The sequence below is a fragment of the Micromonospora sp. NPDC049044 genome, assembly GCF_040649215.1.
Classification (GTDB): domain Bacteria; phylum Actinomycetota; class Actinomycetes; order Mycobacteriales; family Micromonosporaceae; genus Micromonospora.
Window position 1 is genome coordinate 1 of record NZ_JBEZFA010000006.1, and the last position, 14,709, is coordinate 14,709.

General features: G+C 70.2%; 13 protein-coding genes. 6 read left to right on the forward strand and 7 right to left on the reverse strand.

Annotated features, from left to right (window positions below):
• The first annotated feature begins 227 nt into the window (after positions 1-227).
• Both AB0B85_RS06290 and AB0B85_RS06295 read left to right on the forward strand, forming a co-directional pair.
• Positions 228-3,332 (forward strand): M14 family zinc carboxypeptidase, encoded by a 3,105-nt coding sequence (locus tag AB0B85_RS06290; protein ID WP_357404167.1) that lies wholly within the window; start codon positions 228-230, stop codon positions 3,330-3,332.
• Positions 3,333-3,422: 90 nt separating this feature from the next.
• Positions 3,423-4,343, forward strand: coding sequence for an NAD(+)/NADH kinase (locus tag AB0B85_RS06295; RefSeq protein ID WP_357404169.1), 921 nt, complete (start codon positions 3,423-3,425; stop codon positions 4,341-4,343).
• A 137-nt stretch (positions 4,344-4,480) separates the two neighbouring features.
• Here AB0B85_RS06295 and pgm read toward each other — a convergent pair whose 3' ends face one another.
• Both pgm and glgC read right to left on the reverse strand, forming a co-directional pair.
• Positions 4,481-6,124, reverse strand: a complete 1,644-nt coding sequence (gene pgm / locus AB0B85_RS06300) for a phosphoglucomutase (alpha-D-glucose-1,6-bisphosphate-dependent) (RefSeq protein WP_357404171.1) — start codon at positions 6,122-6,124, stop codon at positions 4,481-4,483.
• A 31-nt stretch (positions 6,125-6,155) separates the two neighbouring features.
• Complete coding sequence (gene glgC, locus AB0B85_RS06305; RefSeq protein ID WP_357404173.1) at positions 6,156-7,388, reverse strand: glucose-1-phosphate adenylyltransferase; 1,233 nt, start codon at positions 7,386-7,388, stop codon at positions 6,156-6,158.
• 72 nt (positions 7,389-7,460) lie between these two features.
• Between glgC and glgA the strand changes: the two genes are divergently transcribed.
• Complete coding sequence (gene glgA, locus AB0B85_RS06310; protein WP_357404175.1) at positions 7,461-8,666, forward strand: glycogen synthase; 1,206 nt, start codon at positions 7,461-7,463, stop codon at positions 8,664-8,666.
• A 10-nt stretch (positions 8,667-8,676) separates the two neighbouring features.
• Here the strand turns inward: glgA and AB0B85_RS06315 are convergent, their stop codons facing one another.
• Complete coding sequence (locus tag AB0B85_RS06315; RefSeq protein ID WP_357404177.1) at positions 8,677-9,126, reverse strand: helix-turn-helix domain-containing protein; 450 nt, start codon at positions 9,124-9,126, stop codon at positions 8,677-8,679.
• Positions 9,127-9,266: 140 nt separating this feature from the next.
• On the opposite strand from AB0B85_RS06315, the gene AB0B85_RS06320 reads away from it, so the two are divergent.
• Positions 9,267-10,175 (forward strand): aldo/keto reductase family oxidoreductase, encoded by a 909-nt coding sequence (locus AB0B85_RS06320; protein ID WP_357404179.1) that lies wholly within the window; start codon positions 9,267-9,269, stop codon positions 10,173-10,175.
• A gap of 119 nt (positions 10,176-10,294) precedes the next feature.
• Here the strand turns inward: AB0B85_RS06320 and AB0B85_RS06325 are convergent, their stop codons facing one another.
• The 3 genes from AB0B85_RS06325 to AB0B85_RS06335 form a co-directional block, all read right to left on the reverse strand.
• The gene (locus tag AB0B85_RS06325; protein ID WP_357404181.1) at positions 10,295-10,729 is read right to left on the reverse strand and encodes a CrcB family protein; all 435 of its coding nucleotides are present in this window, start codon (positions 10,727-10,729) and stop codon (positions 10,295-10,297) included.
• A complete protein-coding gene (gene crcB / locus AB0B85_RS06330; protein WP_357404183.1) occupies positions 10,729-11,127 on the reverse strand; it encodes a fluoride efflux transporter CrcB in 399 nt (132 codons plus the stop codon). Before crcB ends, AB0B85_RS06325 begins: the two co-directional genes overlap by 1 nt.
• Positions 11,128-11,242: 115 nt before the next feature.
• Positions 11,243-12,187, reverse strand: coding sequence for an inositol-3-phosphate synthase (locus AB0B85_RS06335; RefSeq protein ID WP_357404185.1), 945 nt, complete (start codon positions 12,185-12,187; stop codon positions 11,243-11,245).
• 105 nt (positions 12,188-12,292) lie between these two features.
• Here AB0B85_RS06335 and AB0B85_RS06340 point away from each other — a divergent pair, with 105 nt between their 5' ends.
• Positions 12,293-13,543 carry a DUF222 domain-containing protein gene (locus AB0B85_RS06340; RefSeq protein ID WP_357404187.1) on the forward strand — a complete coding sequence of 417 codons (1,251 nt, stop codon included), beginning with the start codon at positions 12,293-12,295 and terminating at the stop codon, positions 13,541-13,543.
• A 20-nt stretch (positions 13,544-13,563) separates the two neighbouring features.
• On the opposite strand, the gene AB0B85_RS06345 is transcribed toward AB0B85_RS06340, so the two are convergent.
• A complete protein-coding gene (locus AB0B85_RS06345; RefSeq protein ID WP_357404189.1) occupies positions 13,564-13,728 on the reverse strand; it encodes a hypothetical protein in 165 nt (54 codons plus the stop codon).
• A 158-nt stretch (positions 13,729-13,886) separates the two neighbouring features.
• Between AB0B85_RS06345 and AB0B85_RS06350 the strand changes: the two genes are divergently transcribed.
• The gene (locus tag AB0B85_RS06350) at positions 13,887-14,663 is read left to right on the forward strand and encodes a hypothetical protein (protein ID WP_357404191.1); all 777 of its coding nucleotides are present in this window, start codon (positions 13,887-13,889) and stop codon (positions 14,661-14,663) included.
• Positions 14,664-14,709 lie beyond the last annotated feature (46 nt).

The window sequence follows — 14,709 nt, forward strand, 5'->3', positions numbered from 1 at the left end:
CCACCCGCTACGACAAGACCGCGACCTCGTACCAGGCCACCGTCACCATCGCCGCGCTACTCCAATGGCTGTGAACCTTTGAAGACACGGCCTAGCCCAGCCCACCACATGATCACAGCCGGCACCCACACCAACACGGGCAGCCACCTCGCGCCCATCGAACTATTGACATCGATCACGCCGCACCGAAGGCTCGCGCCTACAGGTCCTTCACCCAAGGAGGCGCGATGAGACCGAGACGACTGGCGATCGCCAGCGTGGTCACCCTGCTCGGCGCACTGGCACTGACCCCACCCGCCAGCGCGCGGCCACCATCCGAACCGGGCGCCCGCGACGGCCTGGAGGTGTACGTCGGCACTGTCGACGCGAAACAGCGGGAGCAGTTGCGCGCGGCGGGGGTCGACCTCGGCCACGACGCGAAGACGGACTCATCCGGCCGCACCACCGTCGAGACGGTCCTCAGCCGCCGGCAGGCGAAACGGTTGACCGACAAGGGCGTACCGCTGGCGGTGAAGAAGGTTCGCGGCAAGGACGCCTCGCAGGCGCTGCGGGAGCAGGCCGCGGCGGGCTGGGCGAGTTTCCGGCCCTACGGGGAGCCGGGCGGTCTGCGGGACGAGCTGAACGCCACAGCGGCCCGGTATCCGAAGCTCGCCAAGGTGCAGACGATCGGTCGCAGCCAGCAGGGCCAGCCGATCGTCGCCCTCAAGGTCACCAAGAACGCGCGGACCGTCCCGGACGGACGGCGACCGGCGGTGCTCTACGCCGGTGCGCAGCACGCCCGCGAGTGGATCACGCCGGAGATGACCCGGCGGCTGATGCACCACGTGCTTGACAGCTACGGCACCAACCGGGAGATCACCCGCCTGTTGGACACCACCGAACTGTGGTTCCTGCCGGTCGCCAACCCGGACGGCTACGACCACACCTTCACCCCCGGCAACCGGCTGTGGCGCAAGAACCTGCGGGACAACAACGGCGACGGGCAGATCACCTCGGGCGACGGTGTCGACCTCAACCGCAACTTCAGCTACAAGTGGGGGTACGACAACGAGGGCTCGTCACCGGACCCGAACAGCGAAACCTACCGGGGCCCGGGCCCCAACTCGGAGCCGGAGACCAAAGCCCTGGACGGGCTCTTCAAGCGGGTCGGGTTCGAGTTCTTCGTCAACTACCACTCGGCGGCCGAGTTGCTGCTCTACGGCGTCGGCTGGCAGGTGAGCACCCCCACCCCGGACGACGTCATCTACGAGACGATGGCCGGTGACGACGCGCACCCGGCGGTGCCCGGCTACGACCCGGACATCTCCGCCGAGCTGTACACCACCAACGGGGACACCGACAGCCACGCCACCGTCAAGTACGGCACGCTGGGCTTCACCCCGGAGATGTCCACCTGCGAGGCCGCCTCGGCGGTCGACCCGGACGACGAGTGGCGCCCGGAGGACTGCGTCAGCGGCTTCATCTTCCCCGACGACGAGGCTCTCATCGCCGGTGAGGTGCAGAAGAACCTGCCGTTCGCGCTTGCCGTGGCCCGCTCGGCGGCGGACCCGGACGACCCGGTGTCGGTGGTCGGTCGCAGCACCCCGGACTTCGTGGTGGACGCGTTCGACACCTCGTACGGGCGCACCCAGCAGGTCGCCTCGATCACCCGTCGGGCGCTGAAGAACGTCCGGATGCACTACACGGTCAACGGCGGCCGACCGAAGACGGTAGCGGTCCGCGAGTGGCGCGGCGGCGAGCGGTACGGCGACACGAACGACGACTACTACGCCGAACTGCGCGGCACCGTCACCGGCGCGAAGCCGGGTGACCGGGTGGAGGTCTGGTTCACCGGAAACAAACCGCGAGCCGGGGTGGTGGCCAGCGAACACTTCACCTATCGGGTGCACAACGACATCGGCGGCGACGTGCTGGTCCTCGCGATGGAGGACGTCACCGGCCTCAGCCCGACGCAGACCGGCACCACCGCGAAGTACGCCGACGAGGTCGCGGCGTCGTTGCGTGCCGCCGGACGCAGCAGCGACGTGTACGACTTCGACGCGATGGGACGCGAGGCACCCCACCCGCTGGGCGTGTTGTCGCACTACAAGGCGGTGGTCTGGGAGACCGGCGACGACGTCATCCTGCGCTCCCCCGGGCAGGTGCCCGGCACCACGGCCAAGGCGGCGCTCACCACCGAGCTGGCCGTCCGGGACTACCTCAACGAGGGCGGCAAGCTCCTGGTCAGCGGCCAGTACGCGCTGTACGCCCAGGGCGCCAACGGGTCGTACGTCTATCACCCGGACGCACCGCCCGAGTGCACCGACGCCGATTCCGCCAGCTGCCTGCCGTTGCTCAACGACTTCCAGCAGTACTGGTTGGGCGCGCACACCTACGTCAGTGACGGCGGCACCTCACCGGACGGGGGACCGTACCCGGTCGCCGGGATCGACGGGGCGTTCACCGGCTTCAGCGGGCAGCTCAACGCGCCCGGGTCGGCGCAGAACCAGGAGCACAGCGCATCGTTCCTGACCACGTCGAGTTTCCTGCCGCCGGACGAGTTCCCCCAGTTCGCCAGCTCCGCGCCGGTGGGCTGGACCCGGCCGGGCGGCGCGCCGTTCGATCCGCGGACCGGCGAGTGGTACCTGCACAGCGGGCAGAGCGACGAGTCGTACAAGCGGCTCACCCGCACTGTTGACCTGACCGGGGCGAGCGCCGCGGAGTTGCGCTTCTTCACCTCGTACGACATCGAGCAGGACTGGGACTTCCTCTTCGTCGAGGCGCACGAGGTGGGCAGCGACAACTGGACGACCCTGCCGGACGTCAACGGCAAGACCAGCACGGCGACCGGGGAGAGCTGTCTCAGCAACTGGAGTGAGGTGCACCCGTTCCTGACGCACTACCAGGGCGCGGACTGCTCGCCCACCGGCAGCACCGGCAGCTGGAACGCGGCGTCCGGCGCCTCCGGCGGTTGGAAGGAGTTCGTCACGGACCTGTCCGCTTATGCCGGCAAGCAGGTCGAGGTGTCGATCACGTACGCCTCGGACTGGTCGACCCAGGGGCTCGGCGTCTTCCTGGACGACGCCCGAGTGGTTGTCGACGGGGCGACAGTGGCCGACACCTCGTTCGAGTCGGCCGACCTGGGCGGCTGGACGGTGGCCGGGCCACCGGCCGGGTCCGGTGGCAACGCCACCGACTGGTCGCGCAGCCAGCGGGCGTTCGAGGAGGGCTCGGTGGTGGTCACCGACGACACCGTCTATCTGGGCTTCGGGCTGGAGGGGCTGCCCCCGGCTGCCCGCGACGACCTGGTCGCCCGCTCGCTGAGGCACCTCAGCGGTCGACCCCGGCCCTGACGGCGGCGAGGTGCGCCGGCGGTCCCCGACCGTCGGCGCACCTTCGGTGTACGACGGGTGCGGCCACCACGAATGTGATGAGCTGTACGGGTGTCGGGGCTGGGACTTGTGCTGCACCCCACCCGGGATGTCACCGAGGTGGTCGGGATCATCGAGCGGTGGGCGACGCGCCACCACAAGACGCTCATGGTGAGCGAGGAGGACCAGCACCGCGTGCCGTCCTGCGTCGAACCGGTACCGGCCGAGGAGGTTGCCACCCGCGCCGACGCGCTGATCAGCATCGGTGGGGACGGCACCATGCTGGGTGCGCTGCGCTCCGCCATCCGCGACCCGAAGCCGGTGCTCGGCGTACACCTGGGTCACCTGGGGTTTCTCGTCGAAATCGAGCCGCCGGAGCTGCCCGACGCGCTGAGTCGGCTGCTGTCGAAGGACTTCACAGTCGAGTCGCACGCCTGCCTCGCCTGCGACGTGTGCGGCGACGACGTGGTGGCGTTCAACGACATCGCGTTGGTCCGCCAGCCCGGTTCCGGCTTCGTCAGCGTCACCCTCGGCATCGACGGTCAGCAGTACGGCTACTACCGCAGCGATGCCGTGGTGGTGAGCACCCCGATCGGCTCGACGGCGTACAGCTACGCGGCAGGCGGCCCACTGATCTCCCCCGCCGCCGATTCGGTGGTGATCACGCCGTCGGCGCCGATGGCCGGCATCTCCCGGTCGGTGGTGCTCTCACCGGACGAGAAGATCCGCTTGGAGCTGCGGCCCGACTCGTCGCCGGTCGTGGTGGAGATGGACGGGCTGGTGTTCCGCGACGCGGCAACGGAGGGGGCGGTGGACATCACGTACCGCCGCAACGCCGGTCTGGTGGTCCGCTTCGACCCGCTGCGCTACCAGGAACGCAACCAGTTGAAGATGACCCTGCTCGACCTGCCGTTCCTGCCCGAGCAGCTCCGCGAGCTGCTCCCCGAAGAACTACGCCGCCGCGCCCAACAAGAAATCCCCCCACCCTGCTAAACCCCCACCCCCTCCCCCACCTCCCACCCCACCCCACCCGACACGGTTGATCATGAAGTTATTGCCATGCCGCGCGGCGTGTCGTGGCAATAACTTCATGATCAACGCGGGTGTGGGGTGGGGGGTGGGGTTTGGGGTTAGGACTGGGTTAGGGCTTGGTCTACGAGGGTTTTGGCTTCTTGTTGGATCTGCTTGAGGTGGTCGGGGCCCTGGAAGGACTCGGCGTAGATCTTGTAGACGTCTTCTGTGCCCGAGGGCCTGGCGGCGAACCAGCCGGACTCGGTGCTGACCTTGAGGCCACCGATCGGGGCGTTGTTGCCGGGGGCGGTGGTCAGGGTCGCGGTGATCGGCTCACCGGCCAACTCGGTGGCGGTCACCTGCTCCGGGGAGAGCTTGGCGAGCACTGCCTTCTGCTCCCGGCTGGCCGGGGCGTCGATCCGGGCGTACGACGGCGCGCCGAAGCGTTCGGCCAGTTCCGCCCAGTGCTCGCTCGGGCTACGCCCGGTGGTGGCCAGGATCTCGGAGGCGAGCAGGCAGAGCAGGATGCCGTCCTTGTCGGTGGTCCAGGTGGAACCGTCGCGGCGCAGGAACGACGCCCCGGCGCTCTCCTCGCCGCCGAAGCCGACCGACCCGTCGAGCAGGCCGGGCACGAACCACTTGAAGCCGACCGGCACCTCCAGCAGCGGCCGACCCAGGTCCGCGGCGACCCGGTCGATCATCGACGAGGAGACCAGGGTCTTGCCCACGGCGGCGGCCGGACCCCATTCGCTACGGGTCCGGAACAGGTGGCCGATCGCCACCGCCAGAAAGTGGTTGGGGTTCATCAGACCGGCGTCCGGGGTGACGATGCCGTGCCGGTCGGCGTCCGCGTCGTTGCCGGTGGAGATCTGGAAGTCGGCGCGGGCGGCGATCAGCGACGCCATCGCGTTCGGCGAGGAGCAGTCCATCCGGATCTTGCCGTCGCCGTCCAGGGTCATGAACCGCCAGGTCGGGTCGACCGTCGGGTTGACCACGGTCAGGTCCAGTCGGTGCCGCTCGGCGATCTCGCCCCAGTACGCCACGCTCGCCCCGCCGAGCGGGTCCGCGCCAATGCGCACCCCGGCGTCGCGGATCGCGTCGATGTCGATCGCCGCGGGCAGGTCGTCGACGTAGTGGGCGAGGAAGTCGTACTCCCCGGTGGTGTCGGCGGCCCGAGCCCGCGCGTAGGTGATCCGGCGGACCTCCTTGAGCCCGGCGGCGAGGATCGCGTTGGCGCGGTCCTGGATCCACCGGGTCACGTCGGTGTCGGCCGGCCCGCCGTTCGTGGGGTTGTACTTGAAGCCGCCGTCGTCCGGCGGGTTGTGCGACGGGGTGATGACGATCCCGTCGGCGAGCCCGCTGGTGCGCCCCCGGTTGTGGGTGAGGATCGCGTGCGACAACGCCGGGGTGGGGGTGTAGCCGTCGCGGCTGTCGACGAGCACGGTGACCCCGTTGGCGGCGAGCACCTCCAGGGCGTCCACGGCCGCCGGCGCGGACAGCGCGTGGGTGTCCCGGGCGAGGAAGAGGGGCCCGTCCAGCCCCTGCTCCCGCCGGTAGTCGCAGAGCGCCTGGGTGACCGCCAGGATGTGGTCGGAGTTGAACGCGTTGCGCAGGCTGGAGCCGCGGTGCCCGGAGGTGCCGAAGGAGACCTGCTGGGCCGGGTCCGTGGGGTCCGGATGCTCGGCGTAGTAGGCGGTCACCAGGCGCGGCACGTCGACCAGGTCGGCGGGCTCCGCGGGCTGGCCGGCACGGGGGTGGGTCACTGCGGGATCCTCCTCGGGGAGTGCGGGTCGGTCACGGCACGACCTTCTGGCCCTTGCCGATCACCACGATGCCATTGTCGGAGACGGTGTAGCGCTGCCGGTCCTTTTCCAGGTCGACGCCGATCTCGACGCCCTCCGGGACGAACACGTTCTTGTCCAGGATGGCCCGCCGGATAACCGCGTGCCGGCCGATCTCCACACCTTCCATCAGCACCGAGCCCTCGACGTGCGCCCAGGAGTGCACCCGCACCTTCGGCGAGACGATCGAGTTCTCCACGAGCGATCCGGAGATCACCACCCCGGGCGAGACCATCGAGCCGACCGCCCGGCCGACCCGCTCACCCCACTGGTGGACGAACTTCGCCGGTGGCCACGGCGGCTGCTCGGTGTAGATCGGCCAGTCGAAGTTGTACATGTTGAAGACGGGGTGCACGTTGATCAGATCCATGTGCGCGTCGTAGAACGAGTCGAGCGTTCCCACGTCGCGCCAGTAGCCACGATCCCGGTCGGTGCTGCCCGGCACCTCGTTGTCGCGGAAGTCGTAGACGTTCGCCTCGCCCCGCTCGACGAGCATCGGGATGATGCTGCCGCCCATGTCGTGCTTGCTGCTCTTGTCGGCGGCGTCGCGTTCGACCGCCTCGCAGAGCGCCCGGGTGGTGAAGACGTAGTTGCCCATCGAGGCGTAGATCTCGTCCGGCGCGTCGGGCAGGCCGACCGCGTCGGTGGGCTTCTCCCGGAACGCTCGGATCTTCCGGCCGTCCTCGCCGACCTCGATGACGCCGAACTGGTCGGCCATCGACAGCGGCTGGCGGATGCCGGCGACGGTGACCGCGGCGCCGGAGGCGATGTGGTCCTCCACCATCTGCCGGGGGTCCATCCGGTAGATGTGGTCGGCGCCGAAGACGATCACGTAGTCGGGCTGCTCGTCATTGATCAGGTTGAAGCTCTGGTAGATGGCGTCGGCCGAGCCGGCGAACCACCACGGGCCACGACGCTGCTGCGCGGGCACCGGGGTGACGTAGTTGCCGAGCAGCGTGGACATCCGCCAGGTCTTGGTGATGTGTCGGTCGAGGGAGTGGGACTTGTACTGGGTCAGCACGACGATCTTGAGATAGCCGGCGTTGGCCAGGTTGGAGAGGACGAAGTCGACCATGCGGTACATCCCGCCAAACGGGACGGCCGGCTTGGCCCGGTCCGTGGTGAGTGGCATCAGGCGCTTGCCCTCCCCACCCGCCAGGACGATCGCGAGCACCTTGGCAGCCATGCCCCGACGCTATCCACCCGCGTCGCACTTCACCACTCGTACGGGGACTCTTCTGCACTAGGGTGCGGGGTCATGACGGAACCCACCCCGCTGCGCGTCGATCTGCTCACCCGCGAGTACCCGCCGGAGGTCTACGGCGGCGCCGGGGTGCACGTCGAGTACCTGGCCCGGGAGTTGCGCCGCCTCGCTGAGGTGCGGGTGCACTGCTTCGGCCTGCCGCGCACCGAGCCGGGCGTCACCGCGTACGCCGAATCACCCGGCCTGACCGGCGCGAACGCCGCGCTGCGCACGATGGGCGTGGACCTGGAGATGGCCGCCGGCGCGGCGGGCGCCGACGTGGTGCACAGCCACACCTGGTACGCGAACCTGGCCGGGCACACCGCGAAGCTGCTGCACGGCGTGCCGCACGTGGTGACCGCGCACAGCCTGGAGCCGCTGCGGCCGTGGAAGGCCGAGCAGCTCGGCGGCGGCTACGCGCTCTCGTCCTGGATCGAACGCACCGCGATGGAGGCCGCCGACGCGGTGATCGCGGTCAGTGGGGGGATGCGTAACGACGTGCTCACCGCCTACCCGCAGATCGACCCGTCGAAGGTCCGGGTGGTCTACAACGGCATCGACACCGTGCAGTACGCCCCGGACCCCGGCACCGACGTGCTGGACCGGCTGGGCATCGACCCGTCCCGCCCCAGCGTGGTCTATGTGGGAAGGATCACCCGGCAGAAGGGGCTGCCCTACCTGCTGCGGGCCGCCCGGGAGTTGCCTGCCGACACGCAGCTCGTGCTGCTCGCCGGCGCGCCGGACACGGCGGAGATCGCCGCCGAGGTGGAGGGGCTTGTCGCGGAGCTGCGGGCCAACCGCTCCGGCGTGGTCTGGGTGGCCGAGATGCTGCCCAAGCCGGAGGTGATCCAGGTGCTCACCCACGCCACCGTCTTCGCCTGCCCGTCGATCTACGAGCCGATGGGCATCGTCAACCTGGAGGCGATGGCCTGCGAGACGGCCGTGGTGGCGACCGCGACCGGCGGCATCCCGGAGGTGGTGTCCGACGACGAGACCGGCCTGCTGGTGCCGATCGAGCAGGTCAGCGACGGGTCGGGGACCCCGTTGGAGCCGGAGAAGTTCGTCGCGGACCTGGCGTCGGCGATCAACACGCTGCTCGCCGACCCGGCGCGTACCGGTCGGTTCGGTCAGGCCGGTCGTCGGCGCGCGGTCGAGCACTTCTCCTGGGACTCCGTCGCCCGCCAGACCCTCGACGTCTACCGCTCGCTGCTGGAGGCCTGACCCGCCCAGGTCATCCCGCGGAGGCGCGGGTGTCGTACGTCGCGCGGTTGTCGAGCACCTCGTCCATGTGTGTCTCGGCCCAGCCCTTCAGGCCGCGCATCATCTGGTGCAGCGAGACGCCGAGATCGGTCAGCTCGTAGGTGACAGTGACGGGCACGGTCGGCGTCGCCGTTCGCGTGATCAGGCCATCGCGTTCCAGGGAGCGCAGCGTCTGGGTGAGCATCTTCTGGCTGACGCCGGCCAGGAGGCGCGACAGCTCGGAGTAGCGCAGCGGGCGGGGTTCACCGGCGCAGTCGGCGCCGAACCGGTGGGAGCCGTCGCTGCCCAGCGCGGCCAGGATCAACGTGACCCACTTGTCGGAGATCCGGTCGAGCAGTTTGCGGCTGGGGCACTCGGCCAGGAATACGTCGTACTGCGCCCTGGTCTGTGCTCTCTGCTGGGCCGCCGTCGTCGTCGCCATCCGCGCCACTCCCCCACCTGTCGGTGTGTTACGCACTTTGAAGTGCCTACTTCCCAGCAGGAAGTTACCCGACCAGAGTGAAGCAGGTACCTGCGCGGCACTGATCGCGCCGCACTCCACCTGAAATCCGAGGCCTGCACATGCGCTCCACTTCCGTTACCGACGACGCCCACGCCCTTCAAGGCGGCAAGCCTTCCCTCCCCGGCGGCACCTGGATGCTGGGCGACCTGAGCGTCACCCGCTTCGGCTACGGCGCCATGCAGCTCGCCGGGCCGTGGGTCATGGGGCCGCCCGCCGACCACGACGGCGCGCTCGCCGTCCTGCGCGAGGTCGTCGAACTCGGCATCACCCACATCGACACCAGCGACGCCTACGGGCCACGCATCACCAACAGGCTGATCCGGGAGGCTCTGCGCCCGTACCCCGAATCGCTGCACATCGTCACCAAGGTCGGCGCCACCCGCGACCAGCAGGGCGGCTGGCCCCCCGCCCGCAAGCCCGACGACCTGCGCCGGGCGGTCCACGAGAACCTGGAGAACCTCGGCGTCGAGGTGCTCGACCTGGTCAATCTGCGGCTCGGCAACGCCGAAGGCCCACAACCCGGCTCGCTCGCCGAACCGTTCGAGACGCTCGTCGACCTCCAGCGGCAGGGCCTGATCCGGCACCTCGGGGTGAGCAACGCGACGGCGCAGCAGGTCGCCGAGGCGCAGGCGATCGCGCCGATCGTGTGCGTACAGAACATGTACAACCTGGCCTTCCGCCAGGACGACGACCTGATCGACACGCTCGCCGAACAGGGCATCGCCTACGTGCCCTACTTCCCGCTCGGCGGCTTCAGCCCGCTCCAGTCTGCAGCCCTGTCGGCCGTGGCCGACAGGTTGGCCGCGACACCGATGTCGGTCGCCCTGGCCTGGCTGCTGCGGCGCTCGCCGAACATCCTGCTCATTCCGGGTACGTCGTCAGTCGCGCACCTGCGCGAGAACGTCGCCGGCGCGGGGCTGTCGCTCTCCGACGAGGACCTCGCCGACCTGGACAAGATCGGAAGGTGACGACGAGTCCGCCGCGCGGGGCGCACGCCGCCTTTCTGCCGGGGCGCACGGCCGCCTTTCTGCCGGGGCGCATGGCCGCCTTCGTTTCGGGTGCCCGGCGCCCCGTGCGGTGGTCTCGTTCACTGACCCGAGCGCGCTGCGGTAGTCAGGCTTGGCGGGCTAGAGCTGCTGCCGATCCACAGGCCGAGCGCGGCCAGCACGAGGCTGGCGCAGAGGCTGCCGAGCACGTTGAACGCCTCGACCGCGGCGTTCCTGCGCAGCAGTCCCAGGGTGTGCCACTCCTCGGTGGAGAAGGTGGTGTACGCCCCGAGGAAGCCGACCCCGACGATCGTGGCGAAGTCCTGCGCGCCGGCGGCGGTGTGTTTCACCGCGTAGCCGGTGACGATGCCGAGCACGAAAGCGCCCGAGACGTTGATCAGGAAGGTGCTCGCCGGGAACGCCTTGCTGGACCCGGTGGCCCGCGCCTTCCACCACGGCTTGACAAGGGCATCGATGCCGGCGCGGCTCAGCGCTCCGAGCCCGCCGGCCAGGAACACCCCGATGCCCACCCACATCAGGCGCCCCTCCCCGTCGGACGCCCGGTGCGCAGTTCCACGAGGCGGGCGCCGAGCGCTGCCGCGATCACTCCGAGGACGATGGACACCACCAGGTAGACGATGCCGATTCCGCTGCGCCGCGCCCCGATCAGCTGGTCGGACTCGACGATGAAGTGCGACCAGGTGGTGAACCCGCCGATGAGCCCGGTGGACAGGAACGGCTTGCCCCACGGGCCGGGCAGCCGGTGTGCCGCCAGCAGCGTCATCACGGCGCCGAGAGCGAAGGCGCCCACCATGTTGATAGCGAAGGTGACCCAGGGGAAGTCAGGTGGCGTGGACGGCGCGAAGCCGAGGCCCAGCAGGTAACGCAGGGTAGCGCCGATACCACCGCCGACGACGATCGCGAGGATTGTCATCTGCCCATTCACTCACCGCCAGCCCGCGCCGCCGCCCCGGGCCGAGCATTCCTCACCCGTACGGTCGACACCCCACCCGCGCGGTCCTGGTGCTGACGCGACGCGGGAGCCACGCTCAGATCGCCGTTCCAGGCGGAGATTTCAGCAATGAGGTCGCCTCGGCGCAGTGACCACCACGTCCGTTCCGTAGCGCGGCGGCGGCGATGCGGATCAGGTCGATGTTGACCCCGGCGGCGCCGCTGGGATCGTGCACCTTCAGCTTCACGTCGAGGCTCACGGTTGTCTCGCCCCAGCCTTGCGCCTCCAGGTTGAGGTGAGCCACCTTCTGCGACCCGAGATGCGGCAGGTAACCGAGCGGAGCCACCTCGACGCGGTCCGCCCCGGCCAGGGCGTTGAGCTTGGACTGCTTCTTGGTGTTGGGGTTCTCGACCAGGTTGCGGAAGTCTTCGGTGCCGCCCAGATTGACCTGGTAGGAGCTGACCAGGGTGAGGCCCCGCTCCTTGAGCAGCCGCAGCAGCGCGTTGTGCAGCACCGAGGTGCCGAACTGGCTGGCCAGGTCGTCGCCGATCAGCGGCAGACCGGCCGCTTCGAAACCGCTCAGCACGTCCGGATCGCGGGAGATCGGGTCGGCTGTGGTGTTGATGAAGGCGACGCCCGCGGTACGCGCTGCCTCGGCGTACGCCCGGGCGACGTCCGGTCGGCCACTCGGCGCCGAGTAGAGCAGCACCTCCGCCCCGGCCAGTGCCGCCGCCACCCACTGCACCCCTGTCGCGTCGACGAGGCCTCTCGTGACCGGCACACCCGCCTTGGGCAGGTCGCAGTTGAGCCGGGGAAAGTTGTTGGGCGGCAGGAAGATCGCCTCGGTCAGGTCCCTGCCGATCTTCTCCTCGGACGTGGCGAACGCGGCGACGACGTCGATGTCGCCCACCCCGAGCCCGTCGATCATCGGCCTGCGAATCCCGACCAGGCTGCCGCTGTGGCGGTGCAGAGCGAGCCCCTGCACCAACGCCGACGTGTTGTTGCCGACGCCGACAACCGCCACCTTCACCCGTTCGATCATGGCCGGAGGCTACGCCACCGCCGCGCACGCCGTGGCGCGCCGACCCACTCCGGAGGGGCGAGCGTCGATCCGGAAAATGTCGTACACCTGTTCTATTCTCTGGTGGTGATCGATACGTTGGAGCAGGCAGAGGCCGCGGTGACGGCCTGCTTCGACACGGCCGTCTGGGCCGCTGGTGAGCGCGACCTCGTGGCGGCCCTGGATGCCACGCACCGCATCGAGCAACGCCTCGCCGCAGTCAAGCTGACCCTGGTGCGCGAGTTGGACGGGCGTGGCACCGCCACCGCACAGGGCGCGTCCTCGACGGCCGTGTGGCTGCGCGACCGGCTGCGCCTCGGGGTCGGCGCCGCCCGCCGTTTGGTCGAGCTGGCCGCGACGCTCGACGCCGCACCGGCGGGGGTGCGTGACGCGTTGGCCGGTGGGGTGGCCGATCAGGAGCAGGTCCGGGTCATCGCCGAGACGGTCGAGACTGTGCACGTCGTCGCTGGCGCGGAGGCCGCCGACAAGGCCGTCGGCGTTCTCGTCGACTGGGCGGCACAGTTCGACGCCGCCCAGTTGCGCAGGCTCGGCACCCGCATCCTCGACCACGTGGCCCCGGAGGTCGCCGACGCCGCCGCCGAGGCGGCCCTGCGGGCGCAGGAGTCACGAGCCGGCCGCGACCGACACATCACCGTCAGCGAACAGTCCGACGGACGGTTGCGCCTCTCCGGGGTCCTCGACGCCGAAGCCGCCGCCGCGCTGCGCGCCGCCATCGACCCACTCACCGCCCCCACCGGCCCCGACGACACCCGCACCCCGGGCCAACGTCGCCACGACGCCCTGGCCGACGTCTGCCGACTCGCCCTGCGCACCGGCGAGCTGCCCGAGCACGGCGGCGACCCCACCCAGATCGTCATCACCACGGCCTATGACGGGTTGACGCGGGAGCTGGGCGTCGGCGCCCTCGACACCGGCCTTCAGCTCACCCCCGAGGCCGTTCGCCGGCTCGCCTGCGACGCCGCCCTCCTGCCGACCGTCCTCGGCGGCGCCGGTCAACCCCTCGACGTGGGCCGACAACGCCGCCTCATCACCGGGCCGTTACGCCGCGCCCTGGTGCTCCGCGACCGGGGCTGCGCGTTCCCTGGCTGCGACCGCCCACCCCGCTGGTGCGACGCCCACCACATCAGGCACTGGGCCGACGGCGGCCCGACCAGCCTCGACAACGCTGTCCTGCTCTGCGGCCACCACCACCGACACCTGCACCACGGCGACTGGGCCATCCGGCTCGGCGGCGACGGGCACCCGGAGTTCGTCCCACCCGCCTGGCTCGACCCCACACAGGTCCCCCGCCGCAACCACTACCACCGACGCAGTTAGGGGCGAGCGAGCGACGTTCGTCAGGCAACGTGGAGGGCGGCGGCGAGCTGGGCCAGTTCGGCTGGCGCGGCGGCGTTTCGCCACACGACGGCGACCATGTTCCGCATCGCCGGGCGGTAGTGCACCTCGCTGTGCGCGACGCGCTCCGCGTCAAGCAGCGTCCGGCCCGCCCCTGAGCATGTCACCTGCCCGGGCATGGACGCCGGCCACGTCGAGGAGGTAGGCGGCACGGTGCTCGGGCGGCAACGGACTATCCGACGAAGGCTCGTCCAACTGTGCGGCATTGGGTCTCTCGTGCTTATTGGTTTCACGTCAGGACGGCCGGCTGGCACCATGCTGAGCCATGGCGGACCACGGACCACTTCTCGCGACGTGGGCGGACGTCGATCCGGCGCGGCACCCGTTCGACCCGGTCGATATGTCGGTAACGGTCCGGGCGTTGGTTCCTCCGCCGCCTCCCCCGCCGGCCTTCCGCGACGGCGTTGGGTGGCTCGGGGAGTCAGAAACCTTCGCCTGGGTCGACGCCGTCAGCGTGATCCTGTCCGAGCGGTACGGCCAGTGGGCCTACCGCTGGTACTGGGGGCCCTGGGAGAGGGAGCGGTTGGGCTTCGTGATCGACCGCATCCCGACGCCGACTGACGCACCGGTGTTCGTCGCCGACTCGCTGGCGGCCTGGCGGCGCTGGTTGGAGAGTCTGGCCGAGCGTTTCAACCGGATTCTGCCGTCGCTCGATCCGGCGCGGGCCGCCGGCGCGGCTGACGCCGCCGCCGCCTGGGAGGCCGCCGTCGCGGAGCTGATGAATTTTGCCGCCGCCCCCGTCGCCGAGTACGACGACGACTGGCCGGGATGGTGCGAGATCACCCTGCGGTGGTTCCTCACGGCCGCCGGCATGCCGGCGGAACACGCGCAGGCTCTCGTCGACGGAGCGCTCGGCGAACGGCTCCACCGGTGGGCGCCGCTGACGGCGGTGGAGATCTCCGGTGTCGCCGAACGGGTCTCCAGAGGTGTGCTCGGCCCTACCGGGATCGGGCTGGCCGCCCGGGTCGACGACTGGCCCGACACCTGGCCACAGGATTGGCCGTCCTGGCGGGCGACGAACACCGGCCGGCGCGCGGGGTAGGTCCCGCGACACCTCCTGGAACACCTGGGCATCCGATCATCGCGGA

Excerpts from the sequence above, each read along its gene's own strand:
- glgA (WP_357404175.1), top strand. The coding sequence starts at position 7,461 with ATGACGGAACCCACCCCGCTGCGCGTCGATCTGCTCACCCGCGAGTAC.
- crcB (WP_357404183.1), bottom strand. The coding sequence starts at position 11,127 with ATGACAATCCTCGCGATCGTCGTCGGCGGTGGTATCGGCGCTACCCTG.
- AB0B85_RS06290 (WP_357404167.1), top strand. The coding sequence starts at position 228 with ATGAGACCGAGACGACTGGCGATCGCCAGCGTGGTCACCCTGCTCGGC.
- AB0B85_RS06350 (WP_357404191.1), top strand. The coding sequence starts at position 13,887 with ATGGCGGACCACGGACCACTTCTCGCGACGTGGGCGGACGTCGATCCG.
- glgC (WP_357404173.1), bottom strand. The coding sequence starts at position 7,388 with ATGGCTGCCAAGGTGCTCGCGATCGTCCTGGCGGGTGGGGAGGGCAAG.
- AB0B85_RS06325 (WP_357404181.1), bottom strand. The coding sequence starts at position 10,729 with ATGTGGGTGGGCATCGGGGTGTTCCTGGCCGGCGGGCTCGGAGCGCTG.
- AB0B85_RS06315 (WP_357404177.1), bottom strand. The coding sequence starts at position 9,126 with ATGGCGACGACGACGGCGGCCCAGCAGAGAGCACAGACCAGGGCGCAG.
- AB0B85_RS06335 (WP_357404185.1), bottom strand. The coding sequence starts at position 12,187 with ATGATCGAACGGGTGAAGGTGGCGGTTGTCGGCGTCGGCAACAACACG.
- AB0B85_RS06320 (WP_357404179.1), top strand. The coding sequence starts at position 9,267 with ATGCGCTCCACTTCCGTTACCGACGACGCCCACGCCCTTCAAGGCGGC.